This is a genomic window from Streptomyces sp. NPDC101219 (assembly GCF_044767675.1).
Classification (GTDB): domain Bacteria; phylum Actinomycetota; class Actinomycetes; order Streptomycetales; family Streptomycetaceae; genus Streptomyces.
Genome location: NZ_JBIWOK010000006.1, coordinates 367,977 through 393,275 on the forward strand (window position 1 = coordinate 367,977; position 25,299 = coordinate 393,275).

General features: G+C 72.1%; 16 protein-coding genes. 6 read left to right on the forward strand and 10 right to left on the reverse strand.

The window, feature by feature from the left end; translation table 11 throughout:
* The first annotated feature begins 336 nt into the window (after nt 1-336).
* The 3 genes from ACIRPP_RS14715 (at nt 337) to ACIRPP_RS14725 (ending at nt 3,019) form a co-directional block, all read left to right on the forward strand.
* Nucleotides 337-972, forward strand: a complete 636-nt coding sequence (locus ACIRPP_RS14715) for a DUF6230 family protein (protein ID WP_403641930.1) — start codon at nt 337-339, stop codon at nt 970-972.
* A gap of 117 nt (nt 973-1,089) precedes the next feature.
* On the forward strand, nt 1,090-1,659 hold the full coding sequence (locus ACIRPP_RS14720; protein WP_403641932.1) for a DUF6114 domain-containing protein: 570 nt from the start codon (nt 1,090-1,092) through the stop codon (nt 1,657-1,659).
* Nucleotides 1,649-3,019 carry a hypothetical protein gene (locus ACIRPP_RS14725; protein ID WP_403641935.1) on the forward strand — a complete coding sequence of 457 codons (1,371 nt, stop codon included), beginning with the start codon at nt 1,649-1,651 and terminating at the stop codon, nt 3,017-3,019. Before ACIRPP_RS14720 ends, ACIRPP_RS14725 begins: the two co-directional genes overlap by 11 nt.
* 91 nt (nt 3,020-3,110) lie before the next feature.
* On the opposite strand, the gene pyk is transcribed toward ACIRPP_RS14725, so the two are convergent.
* From pyk to pta, 3 genes are all read right to left on the reverse strand, one after another.
* Entirely contained in the window at nt 3,111-4,538 is a 1,428-nt protein-coding gene (gene pyk / locus ACIRPP_RS14730) for a pyruvate kinase (RefSeq protein ID WP_403641938.1), read from the reverse strand.
* Between the two features lie 73 nt (nt 4,539-4,611).
* Nucleotides 4,612-5,808, reverse strand: coding sequence for an acetate kinase (locus tag ACIRPP_RS14735; RefSeq protein ID WP_403642186.1), 1,197 nt, complete (start codon nt 5,806-5,808; stop codon nt 4,612-4,614).
* A gap of 65 nt (nt 5,809-5,873) precedes the next feature.
* A complete protein-coding gene (pta, locus tag ACIRPP_RS14740; protein ID WP_403641941.1) occupies nt 5,874-7,970 on the reverse strand; it encodes a phosphate acetyltransferase in 2,097 nt (698 codons plus the stop codon).
* 239 nt (nt 7,971-8,209) lie between these two features.
* Between pta and ACIRPP_RS14745 the strand changes: the two genes are divergently transcribed.
* Entirely contained in the window at nt 8,210-9,235 is a 1,026-nt protein-coding gene (locus ACIRPP_RS14745; protein WP_164335349.1) for an ATP-dependent 6-phosphofructokinase, read from the forward strand.
* Between the two features lie 65 nt (nt 9,236-9,300).
* On the opposite strand, the gene ACIRPP_RS14750 is transcribed toward ACIRPP_RS14745, so the two are convergent.
* From ACIRPP_RS14750 to ACIRPP_RS14760, 3 genes are all read right to left on the reverse strand, one after another.
* Nucleotides 9,301-10,032, reverse strand: a complete 732-nt coding sequence (locus ACIRPP_RS14750; protein ID WP_403641945.1) for an XRE family transcriptional regulator — start codon at nt 10,030-10,032, stop codon at nt 9,301-9,303.
* A 428-nt stretch (nt 10,033-10,460) separates the two neighbouring features.
* Nucleotides 10,461-11,147 carry a response regulator gene (locus tag ACIRPP_RS14755; RefSeq protein ID WP_403641948.1) on the reverse strand — a complete coding sequence of 229 codons (687 nt, stop codon included), beginning with the start codon at nt 11,145-11,147 and terminating at the stop codon, nt 10,461-10,463.
* The gene (locus tag ACIRPP_RS14760) at nt 11,144-12,817 is read right to left on the reverse strand and encodes an ATP-binding protein (RefSeq protein WP_403641951.1); all 1,674 of its coding nucleotides are present in this window, start codon (nt 12,815-12,817) and stop codon (nt 11,144-11,146) included. The genes ACIRPP_RS14755 and ACIRPP_RS14760 overlap by 4 nt, the downstream gene beginning before the upstream one ends.
* 157 nt (nt 12,818-12,974) lie before the next feature.
* On the opposite strand from ACIRPP_RS14760, the gene ACIRPP_RS14765 reads away from it, so the two are divergent.
* Together ACIRPP_RS14765 and ACIRPP_RS14770 are read left to right on the forward strand one after the other, a co-directional pair.
* Nucleotides 12,975-14,372 carry a cation:dicarboxylate symporter family transporter gene (locus tag ACIRPP_RS14765; protein WP_403641954.1) on the forward strand — a complete coding sequence of 466 codons (1,398 nt, stop codon included), beginning with the start codon at nt 12,975-12,977 and terminating at the stop codon, nt 14,370-14,372.
* 286 nt (nt 14,373-14,658) lie between these two features.
* The gene (locus ACIRPP_RS14770; RefSeq protein ID WP_403642188.1) at nt 14,659-16,938 is read left to right on the forward strand and encodes a HelD family protein; all 2,280 of its coding nucleotides are present in this window, start codon (nt 14,659-14,661) and stop codon (nt 16,936-16,938) included.
* 65 nt (nt 16,939-17,003) lie between these two features.
* On the opposite strand, the gene glgB is transcribed toward ACIRPP_RS14770, so the two are convergent.
* From glgB to ACIRPP_RS14790, 4 genes are all read right to left on the reverse strand, one after another.
* Nucleotides 17,004-19,568, reverse strand: a complete 2,565-nt coding sequence (glgB, locus tag ACIRPP_RS14775; RefSeq protein ID WP_403641957.1) for a 1,4-alpha-glucan branching enzyme — start codon at nt 19,566-19,568, stop codon at nt 17,004-17,006.
* A gap of 29 nt (nt 19,569-19,597) precedes the next feature.
* On the reverse strand, nt 19,598-21,025 hold the full coding sequence (locus ACIRPP_RS14780) for a maltokinase (RefSeq protein WP_403641960.1): 1,428 nt from the start codon (nt 21,023-21,025) through the stop codon (nt 19,598-19,600).
* 109 nt (nt 21,026-21,134) lie between these two features.
* Entirely contained in the window at nt 21,135-22,835 is a 1,701-nt protein-coding gene (gene treS, locus ACIRPP_RS14785) for a maltose alpha-D-glucosyltransferase (RefSeq protein ID WP_403641963.1), read from the reverse strand.
* The gene (locus ACIRPP_RS14790; RefSeq protein ID WP_403641966.1) at nt 22,832-25,048 is read right to left on the reverse strand and encodes a maltotransferase domain-containing protein; all 2,217 of its coding nucleotides are present in this window, start codon (nt 25,046-25,048) and stop codon (nt 22,832-22,834) included. Before ACIRPP_RS14790 ends, treS begins: the two co-directional genes overlap by 4 nt.
* Nucleotides 25,049-25,299 lie beyond the last annotated feature (251 nt).

Sequence of the window (25,299 nt, forward strand, 5' to 3'; positions counted from 1 at the left end):
CGACGCTCGGTCCCTTGACCGCACCCCGACATCCGGTTGGGCCGCGGGACATCCTGGGTCCCCACCGAGCAGGGCCGGCGGCCGTCGTCACCGGCTCTTGGACAGGGGGGTCTTCGCCCTCGGCGAAGCCTGTCCAGCAGGTTGTGCGTGATGCGTGTCAGGCGCGACCAGTGGTTGTCGCTCGGGGGTGATCGCCGGTGATTCGGGCGCCAAGTGCGCCGCCGAGTGCGGGCGCTCTCCTTCCCGAGGACGTAGCACTTCTCCCATCCCTGTCCGGCCGGCCCGCCGACTGGCGGCGCGTCAGGACAGGAGATGTACGTCCGAGAAGGAGGAAATATGGAGTCCCAGGTGCGTGGCGGGACCAGATGGAAGCGGTTCGCTGTGGTCATGGTGCCCAGCGTCGCCGCCACGGCAGCGATAGGTGTCGCCCTCGCGCAGGGCGCTCTCGCCGCGTCGTTCAGCGTGTCCGGTCAGTCGTTCAAGGTCACCACGAAGGAGCTCGTCGGCACGGGCTTCTCGCAGTACGGCGCCCTTGACGAGGGATACACCCTCACCGGCAAGAAGACGGTTCACCCCGTCGCGGTCTCGGCGTTCAAGTCCGCGACCATCAAGAGCCTGTGCCAGTCGGTCGTCACCCCGAACATTCCGGTGCTCGGGAACGTCAGCCTGATCCTGCGTGCCGGTGACGGTGCTCAGCCGGTCGAGGCGGAGAACCTGTACATCGACGTCGCCGACCTGAACGCCGATGCCACGTTCACGAACATCGACATCGGTGTGGCCGCCAAGGACGCCAGCAAGGGTCCGGGCATGAAGGGCGGCAACGAGCAGGCCAACCCCTACGGGTTCGCCCAGCAGGCCGAGAAGGCCGTCCTGAAGGACGTGAAGCAGACGGCGTGGGCGACCACCGCCGGAACCTTCAAGCTCAGCGGCCTGAAGATGTCGCTCTCGACGGGTGTCAAGGAGTGCTACTAAGCACTCTCTGACGGGCGGGGGAGCCGGTGGCGCCCCCGCCCGTCCACCTTCCCGCCGCGCCGTCACGCGCGGCGCACATCACCACCACAGCAAAGCCGTACCAGGGAGCTGTTTTCCATGAGCGCCGAGACTCCTGCCGCCACCGGCCAGTTCACCCGCCGAAGGCTGCAGTTCCGCGCCTGGCGGGGCGAGCGGCCGTTCTGGGCCGGGCTGTTCGTCATGCTCGGCGGACTCCCCATCGCCTACTTCCCGTACGCGAACCTCCAGATCGGGCACCTGACGCTGGCCATGGCGACCACGGCGGGCGCCGGGTCCCTGATCATCGGCGTCCTGCTCGTCGTTCTCGGCGTCAGCCTCTGGTTCCAGAAGCACGTCCGGGTCTTCGCGGGTGTCGCGGCGATCCTCCTGGGGCTCGTGTCGATCCCCGTGTCCAACTTCGGCGGCTTCCTGATCGGCTTCCTGCTCGCCCTCGTCGGCGGAGCGATGGCCGTGGCCTGGGCGCCGGGTGTCCCGCCCGCGGAGCAGCCGCCGGCGGACACCGGGAGCGCGGGCGGTACCCCGGAGGGCGCGGAGTCCGAGACCACGGCGCTGCCGCCGGTCGAGGGCCCCGTCGCGGTGGACGAGCCGAATGATCTGTCAGGAACGAGCCCGGGGAACGGGGCGAACGGGAGGCACAGTGCCGGCTGACGAGGTGACCCGCGGGACTGAGGCGGAGACGTCCCGTGCGAGAACCGGGCCGCGGCACGCGGCACCCAAGAAGCCGCTGTTCACCCGGTTCCACATGCCGGCGGGCAAGGCGATAGCCATCGCGGCGATGCCGACCGCCGTCCTCATGGGGATGGGCTTCACGCCGACGCTCGCACAGGCCGACGACCAGCCGACGTCCAGGAGCCTGACCGCCGACGAGTTCAAGGACTGTCTGGCGGCCCTGGAGGAGGCCGAGAAGGACGACAAGGACAAGGACGACAAGGACAAGGACGAGAAGGACGACTCCTCCGCCTCGCCCACGCCGTCCCCGTCGGCGAGCGAGACCGCCTCGCCCGACAAGGACTCCGCGGAGCCCGGCACGTCGGCTCCCGGTGGGAACGACAAGGGTGCCGCCACGGACGCGCAGAAGGGCCGGGCCTCTTCGCCGGATTCAGGTTCCGACGACAAGGCCGAGCCCGCACCCGCGCCGTCCAGGAGTGCCGAGGACACCGCGAAGCCGGCCGAACCCGCGCCGTCCCCCTCGGAGACCGACCGCAACGTCCTGGAGCAGATCGGGGACGCCATCAAGGACGTCCTCACCCCGAAGGACAAGGCGGCCGAGGCGAGCCCGGCCCCGTCGGCGTCCGCCGACGGCAAGGCGGCCGACGACCCGGCCGCCGCCGCGGAGACGGCCGAGAAGGCCACCGAGAAGCCGACGGCCCCCGAGAAGGCGGCGGAGAAGGCCGCCGGGGCGGCCGAGGACGCGGGCAAGGCTGCCGAGGAGGCTGCCGAGGAGGCGGCCGAGCCGGAGGCGGAGGAGACCCCGACGCCGGAGGCCAGCGCCACTCCGTCGCCCAGCGCGTCCGAGACGTCCACGACCGACCTCGAGGACTGCCCGGTCGCCACCGACGCCGAGGGCGGCGTCGACAACAAGGTCCCGCTGCCCGACGACCCCTGGTTCCTGAACGCCAGCTCGCTGCTGCTCAAGGGCGCCGACTACAAGGGGATCGTCCAGGTGCGGACCGCCAACGGCACCACCAAGAAGGTCCTGAAGTACGTCGTGTCCAACGGCACGGACATCGGTGACCTCCACCAGACGGTCAAGGACAAGCAGTCCGGCAAGACCTACCACGTGCAGGCGGCGAAGGGGTCGACGTCGACCATCCGCGACGGCGACACGGTGATGTACACGGAGAGCATCTCCGGCAAGCTGCTGGGGCTGATACCGATCACCTTCGACCCCGAGAACCCGCCGCCGCTGAACATCCCGCTGATCTACTTCACCGACGTGACGGTGCAGCAGGCCGGCCAGTTCGGCGGGACCCTGCACGTGCCCGGGCTGCACCAGTTCGTGGACTAGGTTCTTACCGGGACCCGCCGCGGACCCCGCACACGCGCCGAGGGCGCCCCCTGTCCGCAGGGGGCGCCCTCGCCGTCGTCGTACGGCCGGGTCAGGCGTTCGTGCCGCCCAGGTGGTGCACGCGCACCATGTTGGTGGTGCCGGGGACACCGGGGGGCGAGCCCGCCGTGATGATCACGACGTCGCCCTCGCCGAAGCGGTTCAGCTTCACCAGTTCCTGGTCCACCAGGTCGACCATCTCGTCGGTGCTGTTCACGAACGGCACGACGTGCGGCTCCACGCCCCAGCTGAGCGTCAGCTGGTTGCGGGTGGACTCGTCCGTGGTGAACGCCAGGATCGGCTGGACGACCCGGTAGCGGCACAGGCGGCGGGCCGTGTCGCCGGACTGGGTGAAGGCCACCAGGCCCTTGCCGCCGAGGAAGTCAGCGATCTCGCAGGCCGCACGGGCCACCGACCCGCCCTGGGTGCGCGGCTTCTTGCCCGGCACCAGCGGCTGCAGGCCCTTGGAGAGCAGCTCCTGCTCGGCCGCCTGGACGATCTTCGACATCGTCCGCACGGTCTCGACCGGGTAGGCGCCGACACTCGACTCGGCCGACAGCATGACAGCGTCGGCGCCGTCCAGGATCGCGTTGGCCACGTCGGAGGCCTCGGCGCGGGTCGGGCGGGAGTTGGTGATCATCGACTCCATCATCTGGGTCGCGACGATCACCGGCTTGGCGTTGCGCCGGCACAGCTCGATCAGGCGCTTCTGCACCATGGGGACCTTCTCGAGCGGGTACTCGACGGCCAGGTCGCCGCGGGCGACCATGACACCGTCGAACGCCATCACGACGTCCTCCATGTTCTCCACCGCCTGCGGCTTCTCCACCTTGGCGATGACGGGGACCCGGCGGCCCTCCTCGTCCATCACGCGGTGCACGTCGGCGACGTCCTTGGCGTCCCGGACGAAGGACAGCGCGACCAGGTCGCAGCCCATCCGCAGCGCGAACCGCAGGTCCTCGACGTCCTTGTCGCTCAGCGCGGGCACGTTCACGGCGGCGCCGGGCAGGTTGATGCCCTTGTGGTCGGAGATGACGCCGCCCTCGACGACGGTCGTCCGCACCCGGGGGCCCTCGACGTCCAGCACCTTCAGCTCGACGTTGCCGTCGTTGATCAGCACCTGGTCGCCGCGGCTGACGTCGCCCGGCAGGCCCTTGTAGGTGGTTCCGCAGATCGTCCGGTCGCCCGGGACGTCCTCCGTGGTGATGGTGAACTCGTCACCGCGCACCAGTTCCACGGGGCCCTCGGCGAAGGTCTCCAGACGGATCTTGGGGCCCTGGAGGTCGGCGAGCACACCGATGGCCCGGCCGGTCTCCTTGGCGGCGGCACGGACCCGGTCGTACCGGCCCTGGTGCTCGGCGTGGGTGCCGTGGCTGAAGTTGAAGCGGGCCACGTTCATGCCGGCTTCGATCAGAGCGACGAGCTGCTCGTGGGAGTCGACCGCGGGGCCGAGGGTACAGACGATTTTCGAACGGCGCATGGGGCGATCCTATCGGTTTGTTTCGCTCCGGAATATTCCGTCTGGCGGAAAATACAAATGAGAAAGGCGTCGCTCAATTGTTCTTTCCGACCAGCGTGTAGGTCTGCGTGGCGATCTCCATTTCCTCGTCCGTCGGTACCACGGCGACCGCGACCCGCGCACCCTCGGGCGAGATCAGCCGCGGCGCGTCGCCGCGCTCTGCGTTGCGCTCGCCGTCGACCGCCAGGCCCATCCCTTCCAGGCCCGCCACGGCCGCCTCCCGCACCGGGGCCGAGTTCTCGCCGACCCCGGCGGTGAAGGCCACCGCGTCCACCCGGCCGAGAACGGCGTAATAGGCACCGATGTACTTCTTCAACCGGTGAATGTAGAGGTCGAACGCCAGCTTCGCCTGTTCGTCGCCCTCGTCGATCCGGCGCCGGATCTCCCGCATGTCGTTGTCCCCGCACAGACCGACCAGCCCGCTCCGCTTGTTGAGGAGGGTGTCGATCTCGTCCGCGGACATTCCGCCGACCCGCATCAGATGGAAGATGACAGCCGGGTCCATGTCCCCGGACCGCGTACCCATCACCAGCCCCTCCAAGGGCGTCAGCCCCATGGAGGTGTCGACGCACCTGCCGCCCCGCACCGCCGAGGCGGACGCCCCGTTGCCCAGGTGCAGCACGATGACGTTCACCTCTTCGGGTGCCTTCCCCAGCAGGTGCGCCGTCTCCCGGGACACGTACGCGTGCGAGGTGCCGTGGAAGCCGTAGCGGCGCACCCGGTGCTCGTCGGCGGTCTTCACGTCGATCGCGTAGCGGGCCGCCGACTCCGGCATCGTGGTGTGGAAGGCGGTGTCGAAGACGGCCACCTGCGGCAGGTCGGGGCGCAGCGTGCGGGCGGTGCGGATGCCGGTGAGGTTGGCCGGGTTGTGCAGCGGGGCCACCGGTATGAGCCGCTCGATCTCGGCGCACACGGCGTCATCGATGAGCGTCGGCTCGGTGAAGCGCAGCCCGCCGTGCACCACCCGGTGCCCGATCGCGGCCAGTTCGGGGGAGTCCAGGCCGAGCCCGTCCTCGGCCAGTTCCCCGGCCATCGCCTTCAGCGCGGCCTCGTGGTCGCGCACCGGCCCGGTCCGCTCCCGGGCGGCGCCGCCCGCGGCGAGCGGCACGTGCCGGACCAGGGAGGTGCGTTCGCCGATGCGCTCGATCAGACCGGTGGCCAGCCGGGTGCTGTCGCTCATGTCGAGGAGCTGGTACTTCACCGACGACGAGCCGGAGTTGAGAACGAGCACCCGGGCCGAGGGGGCCGGGTGCGGCGCGCCGGACGGGGCGGCGGAGGACGACGGGCGGGACGGGCTCACGGGTGGGACGCCTTTGCGGTCTCGGAGGGGGACTGGGCCTGGATCGCCGTGATGGCGACGGTGTTGACGATGTCCTGGACGAGCGCGCCCCGGGACAGGTCGTTGACGGGCTTGCGGAGCCCCTGGAGCACCGGGCCGACGGCGATCGCCCCGGCCGAGCGCTGCACCGCCTTGTAGGTGTTGTTGCCGGTGTTCAGGTCGGGGAAGATCAGCACGCTCGCCCGGCCGGCGACCTCGGAGTCCGGCAGCTTGGTCGCCGCCACCGACGGCTCCACGGCCGCGTCGTACTGGATGGGGCCCTCGATCATGAGGTCGGGCCGGCGGGCGCGGACCAGCTCGGTCGCCCGGCGCACCTTGTCCACGTCGGCGCCGGAGCCGGAGGTGCCCGTGGAGTACGACAGCATCGCGATCCGCGGCTCCACCCCGAACCGGGCCGCCGTGGCCGCCGACTGCACGGCGATGTCGGCGAGCTGCTCCGCGTCGGGGTCCGGGTTGACCGCGCAGTCGCCGTAGACCAGCACCTTGTCGGCCAGGCACATGAAGAAGACCGAGGAGACGATCGACGCGTCCGCGGTGGTCTTGATGATCTCGAAGGCGGGCCGGATGGTCGCCGCGGTGGAGTGCACGGACCCGGACACCATGCCGTCGGCCAGGCCCTCCTGCACCATCAGGGTGCCGAAGTAGTTGACGTCGGCGACGACGTCGTGGGCCAGCTCCTCGGTGACGCCGCGGTGCGCGCGCAGGGCCGCGTACCGGGCGGCGAACGCCTCGCGCAGCTCGGAGACGGCCGGGTCGATCAGCTGGGCGTCGCCGAGGTCGATGCCGAGGTCGGCGGCCTTCTTGCGGATGGGGTCCACCGGCCCGAGCAGCGTCAGGTCGCACACCCCGCGGCGCATCAGCACCTCGGCCGCGTGCAGCACCCGCTCCTCGGTGCCCTCGGGCAGCACCACCCGCCGCCGGTCGGAGCGGGCCCGCTGGAGCAGCGTGTGCTCGAACATCATCGGCGTGACCCGGTCGCTGCTGGGCGCGGAGACCCGCTTGCTCAGCTCCGCGGTGTCGGCGTACCGCTCGAACAGGCCGAGCGCGGTCTCCGCCTTGCGGGGGGTGGCCGCGTTCAGCTTGCCCTCCATGGAGAACAGCTGCTCGGCGGTGGGGAAGCTGTTGCCGGGCACCGACAGCACCGGGGTGCCGGGCGCGAGGCGGCCGGCGAGGGTGAGGATGGCGTCGTCCGGCACCTCGTCGAGGGTGAGCAGGACGCCCGCTATCGGCGGGGTCCCGGCGCTGTGCGCGGCCAGGGCCCCCACCACCAGGTCGGCCCGGTCGCCGGGGGTGATGACCAGGCTGCCCGGCAGCAGGGCGGCGAGCAGGTTCGGCAGCATGGCGCCGCCGAAGACGAAGTGCAGGGCGTCCCGGGACAGCCCGGAGTCGTCGCCGAGGACCACCTCGGCGCCCAGGGCCTGGGCGATCTGGGAGACGGTGGGCGCGGCCAGCGCGGGGTCGTCCGGGACGACGTAGCAGGGCACCGGCAGCCGGGTCGCGAGCCGCTCGGCGATCTCGTCCCGGTCCTCGGGGGCCACCCGGTTGACCACCATGGCGAGCACGTCGCAGCCGTGGGTGTCGTAGGCGCGGTAGGCGTTGCGGGCCTCGGCGCGCACCGACTCCGCGGTCTGCCGCCGTCCGCCGACGACCGGGATGACCGAGGCGCCGAACTCGTTGGCGAGCCGGGCGTTCAGGGCCAGTTCGTCCGGGAACTGGGTGTCGGCGTAGTCGGTGCCGAGGACCAGCACCACGTCGTAGTCGCGGGCGACCCGGTGGAACCGGTCGACGAGCGTCGACACCAGCTCGTCGGTGCCGCGTTCGGCCTGGAGCGTCGACGCCTCGTGGTAGTCCATGCCGTAGACGGTCGCCGGGTCCTGGGTCAGCCGGTAGCGGGCCCGCAGCAGCTCGAACAGGCGGTCCGGCCCGTCGTGCACGAGGGGACGGAAGACGCCGACCCGGTCGACCTGCCGGGTCAGGAGTTCCATCACTCCCAGTTCGACGACCTGGCGGCCGTCGCCGCGGTCGATGCCGGTCACGTACACGCTGCGGGTCACGCGCGCTCTCCGTTCCGTCGGGTTTCGGCGGTGGGTCCGGGGGCCGCCCGGCGGGGCACCCGCTCGGCGTGAGCGGCGACGGAGCAGCCTCCTCGACCGTACCCTCGCCGCCGGACCGGACGCCCGCCCGAGCCGTCCGGGCCCGGGGCGGGACCGTACGGGGGGACGGGTCCGGCGGAAGGCATGAAACAATCGAAGCCGGCTCACCGGTATCCACAGCGAGCAGGAGACACAGCACGATGCGTATCGGAGTTCTCACCGCAGGCGGCGACTGCCCGGGCCTGAACGCAGTGATCCGGTCCGTCGTGCACCGGGCCGTCGACAACTACGGTGACGAGGTCATCGGTTTCGAGGACGGCTACGCCGGCCTGCTCGACGGCCGCTACCGCACCCTGGACCTCAATGCGGTCAGCGGCATCCTGGCCCGCGGCGGCACCATCCTCGGCTCGTCCCGCCTGCAGCGGGACCGGCTCCGCGAGGCCTGCGAGAACGCCTCGGACATGATCCGCGACTTCGGCATCGACGCGCTGATCCCGATCGGCGGCGAGGGCACGCTCACCGCGGCGCGCATGCTGTCGGACGCGGGCCTGCCGGTGGTCGGCGTGCCGAAGACCATCGACAACGACATCTCCTCCACCGACCGCACCTTCGGCTTCGACACCGCCGTGGGCGTCGCCACCGAGGCGATGGACCGCCTGAAGACCACCGCCGAGTCCCACCAGCGCGTCATGGTCGTCGAGGTGATGGGCCGGCACGCGGGATGGATCGCCCTGGAGTCCGGCATGGCCGCCGGCGCCCACGGCATCTGCCTGCCCGAGCGGGCCTTCGACCCCGGGCAGATCGTGAAGATGGTCGAGGAGCGCTTCGCCCGCGGCAAGAAGTTCGCCGTGATCTGCGTCGCCGAGGGTGCGCACCCCGCCGACGGCACCATGGACTACGGCAAGGGCGAGATCGACCAGTTCGGCCACGAGCGTTTCCAGGGCATCGGTACGGCCCTGGCGCGCGAGCTGGAGCGGCGCCTCGGCAAGGAGGCCAAGCCGGTCATCCTCGGCCACGTCCAGCGCGGCGGTGTGCCGACGGCGTACGACCGGGTGCTCGCGACCCGCTTCGGCTGGCACGCGGTGGAGGCCGCGCACCGGGGCGACTTCGGGCGGATGACGGCGCTGCGCGGCACGGACATCGTGATGGTGCCGCTGGCCGAGGCGGTCACCGAGCTGAAGCGGGTCCCGACGGACCGCATGGACGAGGCCGAGTCGGTCTTCTAGTCCGGCTCCGGCGCGCGCCGGGGGGCGAGGGTCCCTCGTCCCCGCCCGTTGTGTCCCGGCGTGACTCAGCGGTCGTCGACGGCCGCCCAGAAGTGCTCGACGACCCGGTCCAGGAAGTCGCGGCCCGCGTCGCCGGCGTCGCCGCTGCCGCCGCCCCAGCTGAGGGTGGCGGCCATGTGGCCCTGGTAGTCCCGGTGCAGCCGCTGGAGCACGCCCTCCAGCAGCCGCCGGTCCAGCGGGGCGATCTTCGACACCGGCCGCACGTACGCCTGCCAGCGGGTCGTCGCCGCGCTGCGCAGCAGTTCCGCGAGCCTCGCCTCCCGCCCGGTGACGGTGATGAAGTCGGCCAGGGACAGGGAGAGCACACCGGCGAGCGCGGTGGCCTGCCGCTCGCTGCCGCGCCACTGGCCCGTCTCCTCCATCCGCAGGTAGGCGTGGATCTCGTGCCCGACGGCGCGTGCCACGTCCTCGGGTGCGAGCCCGCGGGCGATGCGGTGCTCGCGCAAGGTGCGCGGACGCCCGATGAGTTCACCCGGTGAGCACCACAGCACCCCGGCCAGGGCGGTGAGTTCGGTGCCGGTCGGAGCGGCGAGGCCGCGCTCCCAGCCGAGCACGAGGTCCGGGGTGACGTGGGGGAGTCCGTAGGAGACGCGCAGGGTGTGGGCGATGTGGTCGGCACCCATGCCGAGCGCGGACCGCAGCCGGCGGGCGGCGGCGGCGTTGAACGGCGGGGTCCGGCGGGGATCGGGGGACGGGGGGCGGTTCGGTCGGGCGGCAGATCGGGGCACGGCCCACAAGCTAGGCCCGCCGGACCGCGGTGACTACGGTCGGTCCGGCCAGGATCACGCTTCGTGCGAAGCTACGGCTACCGGGCGGTCACCCCTTCGGTGCGGCGCCCGCGCCGGGCCGCCCTCCCGTCCCTGCACCGGGCAAACGGAAAGCTCACCGGGCATATGCGCTGCCGACGGCGCGTCCGGCGCCCCCGCGGGCGTACCGGGCGGATGTGCGACCGTCCTCCGCCACTCGTACTTCCGTCCGTATCACCGCCCCGCCTGCCCCGGCGGAGCAACCTGTTCCGGCGGCGCAAACCGCACCCCGCGTGCGCGGGCCGGGACGCGCCCCCTGCCGGAAACCGCGCGCCCCGGGGGGGGCCGGCGGGGACGACCGGGGCGGTGACGCGCGCCGGGATCCCACCGGGCCTCGCGGCGACCGGCGTCCGCCGGACTCAGGGCCGGCCCGCCACCCACCGGTACTGCAGTTCCGGGCGGCCCACCGTGCCGTACTGGGGGCGGCGCGCCGCGTGGCCCGCCTCCACCAGGTGCTCCAGATAGCGGCGGGCGGTGATGCGGGAGATGCCGACCGTCTCCGCGACGCCCGTCGCGGTCATGCCCTCACCCGCGTCGCGCAGGGTTACCGTGACCCGCTCCAGGGTGGGGGCGCTCAGGCCCTTGGGCAGCGCCGCGGGGCCGGGCGCCCGCAGCACCGCCAGGGCGCGGTCCACCTCGTCCTGGCCGCTGGCCTCGCCCGCCGCCGCGTGGAACTCGGCGTAGCGCACCAGGCGGTCCCTCAGGGTCGCGAAGGTGAACGGTTTCAGCACGTACTGCACCACGCCGAGCGACACGCCCTCGCGCACCACGGCCAGGTCCCGCGCCGAGGTCACCGCGATCACGTCCGCCTGGTGTCCCGCCGCCCGCAGCGAGCGGGCCAGCTTCAGTCCGTGCACGTCCGGCAGATGCAGGTCGAGCAGCAGCAGGTCGACGGCCGTGCGTTCCAGCGCCCGGCGGGCCTCGACCCCCGAGGACACCTTGCCGACCGCCTCGAAGCCGGGCACCCGGCCGACGTACATCACATGGGCGTCGGCGGCGACCGGATCGTCCTCCACCACCAGCACTCTGATGGGCCCGCCCGTCATGCGCCCCCTCCCGAGCCGCTCACCGTCACACCCTCCGCCACCGGTTCCCGCGCCGTCCTGCCGCCCTCGGCGGTCCGCAGCGGGATGCGCGCCTCGAACTCCGCGCCGCCCTCCTCCGGCGACGTCACCGACAGCGAGCCCCCGTGGCGGCCCACCGCCTGCCGGACCAGGGCGAGGCCCAGCCCGCGCCCGCCGGGACCCGCGGGCTTCGTGGTGAACCCGCGCCGGAACAGCGCCTCGGCACGCTCGGGGTCCACGCCCGGACCGGTGTCCCGCACCCGAAGGATCAGCTCGGTGTCCTCGCAGGTCAGCGCGGTGACCGTCACCCGGGGGCGGATTCCGCCCTGCGCCGCGTCCACGGCGTTGTCGATCAGGTTGCCGAGGATGGTGACCAGGTCCCGGGCGGGCAGCGAGTCCGGCAGCAGCCCGTCGTCCAGACGGCTGTCGCCGGACACCACCAGCTCCACACCCCGCTCGTTGGCCTGGGCCGTCTTGCCCAGCAGCAGCGCCGCCAGCACCGGCTCCCCGACCGCCGCCACCACCTGGTCGGTGAGCGCCTGCGCCAGCTCCAGCTCGGCCGTCGCGAAGTCCACCGCCTCCTCGGCCCGGCCCAGCTCGATCAGCGACACGACGGTGTGCAGCCGGTTCGCCGCCTCGTGCGCCTGGGAGCGCAGCGCCTCGCTGAAGCCCCGCTCCGAGTCCAGCTCGCCCATCAGCGACTGCAACTCGGTGACGTCCCGCAGGGTCACCACGAACCCGCGCCGCTCACCGCCGGAGACCGGTGAGGTGTTCACCACCAGCACCCGGTCCGCCGTCAGATGCACCTCGTCCACCCGCGGCTCACAGGCGAGCAGCGCCCCCGTCAGCGCGGTGGGAAGCCCCAGCTCGGCGACCGACCTGCCCACCACGTCCTCCCCGGGAGCCACGCCCAGCAGGTCCCGGCCGCCGTCGTTGATCAACGCCACCCGGTACTGCCCGTCCAGCATCAGCAGCCCCTCGCGCACGGCGTGGAGCGCGGCCTGATGGTAGTCGTGCATGTGGCTGAGCTCGGTCGCGTTCATGCCGTGGGTGTGCCGGCGCAGCCGCGCGTTGATGACGTACGTGCCGATCGCGCCGAGCCCGAGGGCACCGGACGCCACCACCAGCAGCGCCGTGAGCTGCCCCTGGGCGCGCTGGCTGATCTCCTCGACCCGTATGCCCGCGCTGACCAGGCCGACGATCCGGTCCCCGTCCCGGACCGGGGTGACCGCGCGCACGGACGGGCCGAGGGTGCCGGTGTAGGTCTCGGTGAAGGTGCGGCCCTCCAGGGCGGGCCCGGTGTGGCCGCGGAAGGACAGGCCGATCTCGTCGGGGTCCGGGTGGGTCCAGCGGATGCCCCGCGGGTTCATGATCGTGACGAAGTCGATGTCGGTGTCGCGCACCACCGCCAGCGCGTAGGGCTGGAGGGCGGCCGAGGGGTCGGCGGAGCGGATCGCCTCCCGCACGGACGGCGAGTCGGCGACCGACAGGGCCACGGCCGTGGCCTGGTCGCCCGCCGCGTCCTCGGCCTGGCCGCGGTCGCTGACGTAGCTGAACACCGCGTACCCCACCACCAGCACCGCGATCAGCACGGCCTGCATGGCGAACAGCTGGCCCGCCAGGCTGCGGGGTCGGGGGAGGGGCAGACGCATCCCGTCAGTGTGCCTTCCGGTCCCGCGATGAACTAAATGAACGGAAGGGTGACCGCGCTCACAGGGCGAGACATAGTCACGGCGTTCCCCCGAACTTCATCCCCCGGACGTGAGCCGCACGCCGGTGATGCCGACGACGACGTCAAGGAGGGCCGCCGTGACCAGCACAGCCGATACGGCACCTGCCGCACCCAAGGCCAAGCGGGACCGCACGCACTATCTCTACATCGCGGTCATCATCGCGGTCGCCCTCGGCATCGGCGTGGGTCTGATCGCCCCCGGCTTCGCGGTCGGGCTGAAGCCGATCGGCACCGGCTTCGTGAACCTGATCAAGATGATGATCTCGCCGATCATCTTCTGCACGATCGTGCTGGGCATCGGCTCCGTGCGGAAGGCCGCCAAGGTCGGTGCGGTCGGCGGTATCGCCCTCGGCTACTTCATGGTCATGTCGGTCGTCGCGCTCGCCATCGGCCTGATCGTCGGCAACATCCTCGACCCGGGCACCGGCCTCGCGATCACCGACGCGGTCAAGGAGACCGGCCACGCGCAGATCGACGCGGAGGCCAAGGGCACCACCGAGTTCCTGCTCGGCGTCATCCCGTCCACCATCGTGTCCGCCTTCACCTCCGGCGAGGTCCTGCAGACCCTGCTGATCGCCCTGCTGTGCGGCTTCGCGCTGCAGGCCATGGGCAACGCGGGCCGGCCGATCCTGCGCGGCATCGAGCACATCCAGCGCCTGGTCTTCCGCGTGCTGGCCATGATCATGTGGGCCGCCCCGATCGGTGCCTTCGGCGCCATGGCCGCCGTCACGGGTTCTGCCGGTCTCGACGCCCTCAAGAGCCTCGCGGTGCTGATGCTCGGCTTCTACGTCACCTGTGTGCTGTTCATCTTCCTGGTGCTGGGCGCCATGCTGCGGCTCGTCGCGGGCCTGAACATCTGGACCCTGTTCCGGTACCTGGGCCGCGAGTTCCTGCTGATCCTGTCCACCTCGTCCTCCGAGTCGGCGCTGCCGCGCCTCATCGCGAAGATGGAGCACCTGGGCGTCAGCAAGCCGGTGGTCGGCATCACCGTCCCGACCGGCTACTCGTTCAACCTCGACGGCACCATGATCTACATGACCATGGCCTCGCTGTTCATCGCCGACGCCATGGGCACGCCGATGTCGATCGGTGAGCAGATCCCGCTGCTGCTGTTCCTGCTGGTCGCCTCCAAGGGCGCGGCCGGGGTGACCGGCGCGGGCCTGGCGACGCTGGCCGGCGGCCTGCAGTCGCACAAGCCGGCCCTGGTGGACGGCATCGGTCTGATCGTCGGCATCGACCGCTTCATGAGCGAGGCCCGCGCCCTGACGAACTTCGCGGGCAACGCGGTGGCCACGGTGCTGATCGGCACCTGGACCAAGGAGATCGACAAGGAGCGGGTGCACGAGGTGCTGGCCGGCCGGGAGCCGTTCGACGAGCAGAGCCTGCTGGACGACCACGCCGGCGACCCGGCCGAGGACGACGTCCCGGCCGCGGCGCCCGCGGCCGGCGGCGAGAAGGAACTCGCCAAGGCCTGACCCCCCGGCCCGCACGGCCCCGGCCGTGCCGCAGATCCTCCCGGGCGGCCGGGTGGCTTCCCCCCACCTCCCGCCGCTCAGCCGCCCGGGTTCCCGGAGGCCCCCGCCCGTACGGGCCTCCACCCGCCGGGCGGCCGGGCCCCGCCCCGTGGACCCGGCCGCCCGGTTCGCGTCCGGACACGAGAAAACCCCCGGGGCAATTGCGCCCGGGGGTTTTCTCGGCGTATATTCATTGATTCGCGACTTCAATGAAAAGAATCGCATTCAAGTTCAGTGAGCTCAGTATATCCGGGCGGGAGTGGCATTGTCAAACACCGAATTTCCGGACGATGAATTCCGGGAAGAACAGGAATTCATCGACGGACTGTACGCACGCGTGGACGCCCTGCGCGGCGACGCCGAGGACTCCGTGACGGACGCCCTCCGCCAGGGGAACACCCCCATGCAGGCGCGGCTGGAGCGGGACATCCTCGTCGCCGAGCGCTCCGGGCTGCTCGCCGCGCTCAACGCGGTGGACGGCTCCCTCTGCTTCGGCCGCATCGACCTGTCCTCGGGCGACAGCCACCACATCGGCCGCATCGGGCTGCGCGACGACGACGCCGACCGCACCCCCGTCCTCATCGACTGGCGCGCCGACGTGGCCCGCCCCTTCTACCTCGCCACCGGCCACACCCCGATGGGGCTCCGGCGCCGCCGGCACATCTCCACCGAGGGCCGCGAGGTCACTGCCCTGCACGACGAGATCCTCGACCTGGGCGACGAGACCCGCACCGGCCACGAGGACCCCACCGGTGACGCCGTGCTGCTCGCCGCGCTCGACTCCGCGCGCACCGGCCGCATGGGCGACATCGTGCGCACCATCCAGGCCGACCAGGACCGGATCATCCGCGCCCCGCACCGCGGGGTCATGGTGGTGGAGGGCGGCCCGGGCACCGGCAAGACCGCCGTCGCCCTGCACCGCGCCGCCTACCTCCTCTACGAGCACCGCGACCTGCTGGCCCGGCGCGCCGTGCTGATCGTGGGCCCCAACCCGGCGTTCCTCGGCTACATCGGCGAGGTGCTGCCCAGCCTCGGCGAGACCGGCGTGCTGCTGGCGACCGTCGGCGAACTCTTCCCCGGCGTCCGCACCACCCGCACCGACAGCCCGCGGGCCGCCGAGGTCAAGGGCCGGGCGGAGATGGCCGAGGTCCTCGCCGAGGCGGTCCGCAGCCGGCAGGCGCTGCCCGACCCGGTGATCACCATCGAGCACGACCGCGACGTCCTCATGCTGGACGACGGACTGGTCCGCGTCGCCCGGGAACGCACCCGGGCCGCCAAGCTGCCGCACAACGCGGCCCGGGAGCACTTCGAGGGCCACATCCTCAACACGCTCACCGAGATGGTCGCCGAACGCATCGGCACCGACCCCTACGACGGCACCAACCTGCTCGACCCCAGCGACATCACCCAGATCCGCGACGAACTCGCCGAGAACACCGAGGTGTGGTCAGCCATCGACCGGCTGTGGCCCCGGCTCACCCCGCAGCGCCTGGTCGCCGACCTGCTCGCGGCCCCGGAGGACTTCCTGCCCGCCGAGGACGCCGACGCGGTGCGCCGCCCGGTGACCCGGCACTGGACCGTCTCCGACGTGCCGCTGCTCGACGAGGCCGCCGAACTCCTCGGCGAGGACGACCGCCTGGCCCGCGAGCGGGCCGACCGCGAACGGCAGGCGCAGGTCGCCTACGCCCAGGGCGTCCTGGACGTGTCGTACGCCTCGCGGACCTACGAGTTCGAGGACAAGGAGGAGGACGACCCCGACTCCGTCGAGGTGCTGTCCGCGCACGACATCATCGACGCCGAGCGTTTCGCCGAACGGCACGAGGAGGAGGACCACCGCAGCGCCGCCGAACGCGCCGCCGCCGACCGCACCTGGGCCTTCGGGCACATCATCGTCGACGAGGCGCAGGAGCTGTCGCCGATGGCCTGGCGGCTGCTGATGCGGCGCAGCCCCACCCGCTCGATGACCCTGGTCGGCGACCCCGCGCAGACCTCGGAGGCGGGCGGCGTCGGCTCCTGGTCGGACATCCTCGCCCCCTACGTGGAGGACCGCTGGGAGCACACCCGGCTCGGCGTCAACTACCGCACCCCGGCCGAGATCATGGACGTCGCGGCGGCCGTGGTCCGGGCCGGGCACCCCGGTTTCGAGCCGCCCGGCTCGGTCCGCTCCACCGGCGTACGGCCCTGGGCCCGGGCGAGCGACGACCTGCCCGGCGCCGTCGCCAAGGCGGTGGGGGAGCTCACCCCCGCCGAGGGCCGGCTCGCCGTGATCGCGCCCCGGGACCTGCACCGCGCGCTGGCGGCGCGCCTCGACGGGGTCACCGCGGGCGCCGAGCCGGACCTGACGCACGACGTGGTCCTGCTCGACCCGCGCCAGGCCAAGGGGCTGGAGTTCGACTCGGTGCTCGTGGTCGAGCCCGGCCGGTACGGCACCAGCGACCTGTACGTGGCGCTCACCCGGGCCACCCAGCGGCTCGGCGTCCTGCACTCCGAGCCGCTGCCCCAGCCGCTGGCCGAGGCCCTGGCCTGAGACACGGGCGTGAGGCCCTGGCCTGAGACACGGCTGAGGCCCTGGCCTGGGACACGGTCCCCGGGTCAGGCCGGGCGCAGCCACACCGTCGCCAGGGGCGGCAGGACCAGCCGGACGCTCGCCGGGTGTCCGTGCCGGCCCTGCGGCTCCGGCTTGACCGGATCCGGGTTGCCGACGTCGCTGCCGCCGTACCGGGCGGCGTCGGTGTTCAGGGCCTCGTGCCAGGCGGGCACGTCGTCGGGGACGCCGAGCCGGTACTCGGAGCGGACCACCGGGGCGAAGTTGCTGACCGCGAGGAGCGGGCCGCCGTCGGCATCGAGGCGGAGGAAGGCGAACACGTTGTCCTCGGCGGCGTCGCCGGTCACCCACCGGAAGCCCTCCGGACGGGTGTCGAGCCGCCACAGCGCCGGGGTGCGGCGGTAGACGGTGTTGAGGTCCCGCACCAGGTCGCGCACCCCGCGGTGGTCGGCCTCGGCACCGTAGTTCGGGTCGAGCAGCCACCAGTCCGGGCCGTGCGTCTCGGACCACTCGGCGCCCTGGGCGAACTCCTGCCCCATGAAAAGGAGTTGCTTGCCCGGATGGGCCCACATGAAGCCCAGGTAGGCGCGCAGGTTGGCGCGCTGCTGCCACCAGTCGCCGGGCATCTTCGACACCAGGGACCGTTTGCCGTGCACCACCTCGTCGTGGGAGATCGGCAGCACGTAGTTCTCGCTGTAGGCGTACACCATCGAGAACGTCATCTCGTGGTGGTGGTGCCGGCGGTGCACCGGGTCGTGGCTCATGTAGGCCAGCGAGTCGTGCATCCAGCCCATGTTCCACTTCAGCCCGAAGCCCAGGCCGCCGAAACCGCTCGGTCCCTTGTGGTGGGTGGCCCGGGTGACGCCGTCCCAGGCGGTCGACTCCTCGGCGATCGTCACCACGCCCGGCACCCTGCGGTAGAGGGTCGCGTTCATCTCCTGCAGGAAGGCCACCGCGTCCAGGTTCTCCCGGCCGCCGTGCTCGTTCGGCGTCCACTGGCCCGGCTCGCGCGAGTAGTCGAGGTAGAGCATGGAGGCGACCGCGTCGACGCGCAGCCCGTCGATGTGGAACTCCTCGCACCAGTACAGGGCGTTGGCCACCAGGAAGTTGCGCACCTCGCGCCGCCCGAAGTCGAACTCCAGGGTGCCCCAGTCGGGATGGGCGGCCCGCAGCGGATCCGCGTGCTCGTACAGGGGCCGCCCGTCGAACTCGGCCAGCGCCCACTCGTCGCGCGGGAAGTGCGCCGGCACCCAGTCCATCAGGACCCCGATGCCCTCCCGGTGCAGCGCGTCCACCAGGTACCTGAAGTCGTCGGGGCCGCCCATCCGGGCGGTCGGCGCGTAGAAACCGGTGACCTGGTAGCCCCAGGAGCCGCCGAAGGGGTGCTCGGCGACCGGCATCAGCTCCACGTGCGTGAACCCGAGGTCCCGGACGTAGGCGGGGAGCTGCTCGGCCAGCTGCCGGTAGGTCTGTCCCGGCCGCCAGGACGGCAGGTGCACCTCGTACACAGAGAAGGGGCCCTCGTGGGCGGGCACCTCCGCCCGGCGCTCCAGCCACTCGGCGTCCCCCCACACGTACTCCGACGACGTGATCACCGACCCGGTGGCCGGGGGGACCTCGGTGCGGCGGGCCATCGGGTCGGCGCGCAGGGTGCGCGAGCCGTCGGGCCGGGTGATGTCGAACTTGTACAGCTCGCCCTCGCCGATCCCCGGCACGAACAGCTCCCACACCCCGGTCGAGCCCAGCGAACGCATCGGGAAGGCGGTGCTGTCCCAGAAGTTGAACGTCCCCGCCACGCGCACCGCGCGCGCGTTCGGCGCCCACACCGAGAACCGGGTGCCGCGCACGCCCTCGTGGGTCATCGGGTGCGCGCCCAGGACCGTCCACAGCTCCTCGTGCCGGCCCTCGCCGATCAGGTGCAGGTCCAGTTCGCCGAGGGTGGGCAGGAAGCGGTAGGCGTCCTCGGTCTCGTGGACCGTCCCCTCGTAGGCCACCAGCAGGTGGTACGCCGGCACCTCGCGCAGCGGCAGCAGCCCGGAGAAGAACCCCGCTCCGTCGTCGTGCAGGTCGGCCCGCAGCCCGCCGGAGACGACGGTCACGGCCAGGGCGTACGGCTTGAACACCCGGAAGACGACCCCGCCGGGCACCGGGTGGGCGCCGAGGACGTCGTGCGGGGCATGGTGGGTGCCGCTCAGCAGCCGCTCCCGGTCCTCGGCGCCGACGGCCGGGGACACGGCGATCTCCATGTCGGGGGGCACGGGCTGCCCCGCCCCGCGCGCCCCGGCGGCCGTGGATTCCGGGGCCGCCGCCTCCGCCGTCCCCCTCGCCGGCGTCGTCTTCACCCCCGGCTTCTTCTCCGCCGCCTTCACCGTCGCCGCGGCCCGGGCGGCACCGGCCTTCTTCGCCGTGGCCTTGGCCGTGGACTTGGCCGTGGTCTTCGCGGCCGCCGTCTTCCCGGCCGCGGGCTTCTTCCCGGCCGCGCCGGTCGCGGCGGACTTCTTCGCGGCGGGCTTCCTCTTCGGCACCGCGGGCTGCGGCGCGGCCTGCGGTTCGGCCGGCCGGCCGGCCTGCGGTTCCGGCTGCGAGGCGCTGGACTCGGGGCGGGGGGTCACGGGCGGAGCCTCCTGGGCGAAGGGGTGGGTCAGGTCGGGTCGGCCGCGCCGGAGCCGGCGAGCCTGCGCACGGCGGCCAGCGGTACGGGCAGCCACTCGGGGCGGTGCCGGGCCTCGTAGAGCACCTCGTAGACCGCCTTGTCCGTCTCGTAGGCGCGCAGCAGCACAGGGTCGGTGCGCGGGTCGCGGCCGGCGGCGCGCGCGTAGCCGGAGCAGTAGGCCGCCCGGCAGTGGGCCGCCCAGTCGGGCTGCGGCGGGTCCAGGGAGCGGGCCGCGTAGTCGAAGGACCGCAGCATGCCCGCCACGTCCCGGACGGCGGGCTGCGGCATGCGGCGCTCGGCCAGCGGGCGGGCCGGTTCCCCCTCGAAGTCGATCAGCGACCAGTCACCGGCCGGGGACCGCAGGCACTGCCCGAGGTGCAGGTCGCCGTGCACCCGCTGCGCGGTCCACACCTGCCCCTCGGAGGCCAGGTCGTCCAGCGCCGTGAACGCCGAGCGCAGGCCCTCCTCGTACGGGCGCAGCGCCGCCACCGCCTGCACCGCGGCCTCCAGCCGCTCCGTCATGCCGGCGACCGTCGTCCGCAGCTGGGTGGGGCCCAGGGTGACCGTCGGCAGGGCCCTGGCCAGCGCGGTGTGCACCTCGGCCGTGGCGCGCCCGAGGGCGCGGGCGTCGGCGAGGAAGTCCTCCCCCTTGGCCAGCGCCCGCAGGGCCAGCTCCCAGCCGTCGGTGGCGCCCTGCACGTACGGCTGGAGCACCCCCAGCACGTACGGCTCGTCGGTGGCCGGCCCGCCGGCCGCGGCGCCGGGGTCCGCGACCAGCCACGCGGTGGGCGGCGGCACCCGCGTGCTGCCCTCCCGGGCCAGCGCGAGCGGCAGCTCCAGGTCGGGGTTGACCCCGGGCACGACCCGGCGCAGCAGTTTCAGGATGAACGTATCGCCGTAGACGACGGACGAGTTCGACTGCTCGGCCGTCATCAGGCGCGGCACCAGACCGGGCCGGATGTCCTGGCGCGGATCCCGCTCGAAACGGAGCCCGCCGATCCGGGCCTGGGTGCGCAGTGCCTCCAGGAGCAGTTCGGCGGGCCGCGTGTCGTGCAGGGCCTCGTAGACCGTCCGTCCGGCCAGCGGGCCCCGGGTGACATGACCGATCAGCGCGGGCGCGAGCCGGGGCGGCAGCGCCTCGCGCACGCCTATGAACAGCTGATAGCAGTCGCCGGGCTGCTCCTGCCCGCCGTGGCCCGCCGCGAGCGGCTGCTGTGCGCGGACCAGCAGGTGGTACAGGCCCAGCTTGGCGGTGGGCGGCAGCAGCTCGGTGGCCGCGACCAGGGCGAACCCGGTGACCGGGCGTCCCTTGCCCGCGAACCAGCGCTGCCTGGGCAGCCATTCCCTCAGCAGTGGATCGAGTGACGCAAGGAGGCCGGGCGGTGCGGTGACGGTGCGGGTGACGGCTTCCGACATGGCGTCGCGTCCTTTCCCCATCGTCGGCAGGGCCCGGGGGCGCCACCGGTGGGCGGGGTGTTACTGATGCGTGCCCCGGGCGGGACGGAGGAAACCGCCCCGCCGGGTTCTACGCGGCGTCCTTGCGGAGCCGGAACCAGTAGAAGCCGTGTCCCCCGAGGGTCAGCAGATACGGCAGCTCCCCGACGGCGGGGAAGCGCACCCCGCCGAACAGCTCGACCGGGTGGCGCCCCTCGAAGGCACTGAGATCCAGCTCGGTCGGCTGGGAGAAGCGGGAGAAGTTGTGGACGCACAGGACGAGGTCGTCCTCGTACTCGCGCAGGAAGGCGAGGACGGCGGGGTTGGAGGAGGGCAGCTCGGTGTAGGTGCCCAGGCCGAAGGCCGGGTTCTGCTTGCGGATCTCGATCATCCGGCGGGTCCAGTGCAGCAGGCTGGAGGGGGAGGCCATGGAGGCCTCGACGTTGGTGACCTGGTAGCCGTAGACCGGGTCCATGATGGTGGGCAGGAAGAGGCGGCCGGGGTCGGAGGAGGAGAAGCCGGCGTTGCGGTCCGGGGTCCACTGCATGGGGGTGCGCACGGCGTCGCGGTCGCCGAGCCAGATGTTGTCGCCCATGCCGATCTCGTCGCCGTAGTACATGACGGGGGAGCCGGGCAGGGACAGCAGCAGGGCGGTGAACAGTTCGATCTGGTTGCGGTCGTTGTCCAGCAGCGGGGCGAGGCGGCGGCGGATGCCGATGTTGGCGCGCATGCGGGGGTCCTTGGCGTACTCCGCCCACATGTAGTCGCGTTCCTCGTCGGTGACCATCTCCAGGGTGAGTTCGTCGTGGTTGCGCAGGAAGATGCCCCACTGGCAGCCGGAGGGGATGGCGGGGGTCTTGGCGAGGATCTCGGAGACCGGGTAGCGGGACTCGCGGCGGACGGCCATGAAGATGCGGGGCATGACGGGGAAGTGGAAGGCCATGTGGCATTCGTCGCCGCCGACGGCGTAGTCGCCGAAGTAGTCGACCACGTCCTCGGGCCACTGGTTCGCCTCGGCCAGCAGCACGGTGTCCGGGTACTGCGTGTCGATCTCCTTGCGCACCCGCTTCAGGAAGGCATGGGTCTCCGGGAGGTTCTCGCAGTTGGTGCCCTCCCGCTGGTACAGGTACGGCACGGCGTCCAGCCGGAACCCGTCGATGCCCAGGTCCAGCCAGAACTTCAGCGCGGAGATCATCTCCTCCTGCACTGCCGGGTTCTCGTAGTTGAGGTCCGGCTGGTGGGAGAAGAAACGGTGCCAGTAGTACTGCTTGCGCACCGGGTCGTAGGTCCAGTTCGACGCCTCGGTGTCGACGAAGATGATCCGTGCGTCCTGGTACTGCTTGTCGTCGTCCGCCCACACGTAGTAGTCGCCGTAGGGACCCTCCGGGTCTTTGCGGGACTCCTGGAACCAGGGGTGCTGGTCGCTGGTGTGGTTCATGACGAAGTCGATGATCACGCGCATGCCCCGCTGGTGGGCCGCGTCCACGAACTCCACGAAGTCCGCCAGGTCGCCGAACTCGGGGAGCACGGCGGTGTAGTCGGAGACGTCGTAGCCGCCGTCGCGCAGGGGTGACTTGAAGAACGGGGGCAGCCACAGGCAGTCGACGCCGAGCCACTGGAGGTAGTCGAGTTTGGCGGTCAGCCCCTTCAGGTCGCCGACGCCGTCACCGTTGCTGTCCTGGAAGGAGCGGACCAGCACCTCGTAGAAGACGGCGCGTTTGAACCACTCGGGGTCCCGGTCCCTGGCGGGAGTGTCCTCGAAGGTGTCCGGCACGGGTTCGTTGACGATCATGTTGTGGGTGACCCTCCCATCTGCGGGGTGGACGGTCGCAGAGCCGATGTGTGCTCACCCGGAGAGGAGTCCCCGGGCCCCCGGCCGACGACGAGTACATGCGCTCCCCCCGGCCCCAGGCGCACGTAGTTGGCGCTGCCCCAGTGATAGGTCTCTCCGGTGAGCTCGTCGCGCACCGGCACCGACTCGTGCCCTTCCAGGCCGAGTTGCGGCATGTCCAACGAGACCGTGGCCTCCTGGGTGTGGTGCGGGTCGAGGTTGGCGACCACCAGAACCGTGTTCGAGCCCTTCCGTTTCGAGTATGCGATGACCGCCTCCTGGTCCGCATGGTGGAAGTGGAGGTCCCGCAGCTGGCGCAGGGCCGGGTTCTCCCGGCGGAGGGTGTTGAGCTTGGTGATGAGCGGGGCGATGGTGCGGCCCTCGCGTTCGGCCGCCTCCCAGTCGCGGGGCCTGAGCTGGTACTTCTCCGAGTCGAGGTACTCCTCGCTGCCCTCGCGCAGCGGGGTGTTCTCGCACAGTTCGTAGCCGCTGTAGATGCCCCAGGTCGGCGAGAGGGTGGCGGCCAGGACCGCGCGGACCTCGAAGGCGGGCCGGCCGCCGTGCTGCAGACAGGCGTGCAGGATGTCGGGGGTGTTGGCGAAGAAGTTGGGCCGCATGTAGGAGGCGGCCTCCCCCGACAGTTCGGTCAGGTACTCGGTCAGCTCCTGCTTGCTGTTGCGCCAGGTGAAGTAGGTGTAGGACTGCTGGAACCCGATCTGCGCCAGCGTGTGCATCATCGCCGGCCGGGTGAACGCCTCCGCCAGGAAGATCACGTCCGGATCGGTGCGGTTGATCTCACCGATCACCCGCTCCCAGAACACCACCGGCTTGGTGTGCGGATTGTCCACCCGGAAGATCCGCACCCCCACCCCCATCCAGTGCCGCAGCACCCGGCAGGTCTCCGCCACCAGCCCGTCCAGGTCCGCGTCGAAGGCGATCGGGTAGATGTCCTGGTACTTCTTCGGCGGGTTCTCCGCATACGCGATCGACCCGTCGGGGCGGTGGTGGAACCACTCCGGATGCTTGTGCACCCACGGATGGTCCGGCGAGCACTGCAACGCGAAGTCCAGCGCCACCTCCATGCCCAGCTCCCCGGCCCGCGCCACGAACCGGGCGAAGTCCTCCAGGGTGCCCAGCCGCGGATGCACCGCGTCGTGCCCGCCCTCGGCCGACCCGATCGCCCACGGCACCCCCACATCGTCCGGACCGGCGTCCAGGGTGTTGTTCGGGCCCTTGCGGAACGTGGTCCCGATGGGGTGGATCGGCGGCAGGTACACCACGTCGAACCCCATCGCGGCGATCGCGTCCAGCCGCCGCGCGGCGGTCTCGAACGTGCCGTGCGGCTCCTGCGCGGTGCCCTCCGAGCGGGGGAAGAACTCGTACCACGACCCGAACAGCGCGCGTTCCCGCTCCACCAGCAGCGGCAGCGGCTCACTGCTGGTCACCAGCTCCCGCAGCGGATACCGGGCCAGCACCGCCGCCACCTGTGGCGTCAACGCCGCCGCCAGCCGGGAGGCCGTCGGCCGGCGGGCGTCGCGCAGCGCGTCCACGGCCGCCAGCAGGACCTCCCGCGCCTCGGAGTCCGGCACGTCCGCCGCCGCCCGCTCGTACAGGCGGGCCCCCTCCTCCAGTACGAGTTCCGTGTCGATGCCCGCCGGGATCTTGATCTCCGCGTGGTGCCGCCAGGTGCTCACCGGGTCGCCCCACGCCTCCACGGTGTACGTCCACAGGCCCGGCTCCCCGGGGGTGACCTCGGCGCCCCACCGGTCGGTGCCGGGGGCCAGCTCCCGCATCGGGGTGAACGGGCCCGGACGGCCGCCCGGGTCCGTCAGCACCACGTTGGCGGCCACCGCGTCGTGTCCCTCGCGGAACACGGTCGCCGAGACCTGGAACGTCTCACCGGTGACGGCCTTGGCCGGCCGCAGCCCGCAGCGGACCTGCGGCCGCACGTCGAGGACCGGGATGCGGCCCACGGAGGTCGCGGGCCCCAGGGCCGCCGCGTGACCGGCGGGGGTGTCCGGACCGGCGGTGCTCGGGGACGCCGGGCCGGGCGGCTGCTGGGCCGAGGGCGGGCCGGGATCCGCCGAGTGGGCGGAAGGAGATGCGGGGGCCCGCCGCGCGCGGGCGCCGGGGCCGGGCGTCGGGGGCGATGACGAGTGGTGCTTGGCGGGCATGACCGCTCCTGTCCGCGTCAACGTGGGTGGGCGGATGACTGGGGGGAAGGCGGGTCCTGCGTGGTGCTCCTGAGGGAGTACCCGCAGGAGCCTTCCCACCCTATTCGGGTGGGCAATCCGGCACTTTGTTAACTACTCGCGCGTATGTCGACCTGGCGGAGTCGATGGTGTCGGTACGCCGCCGCCCGGTGGCCGGAACGCCTCGTCCGGCAGCCGGAGGGCGGGCCCGCACGGGCTGCCCCGACGGCGAG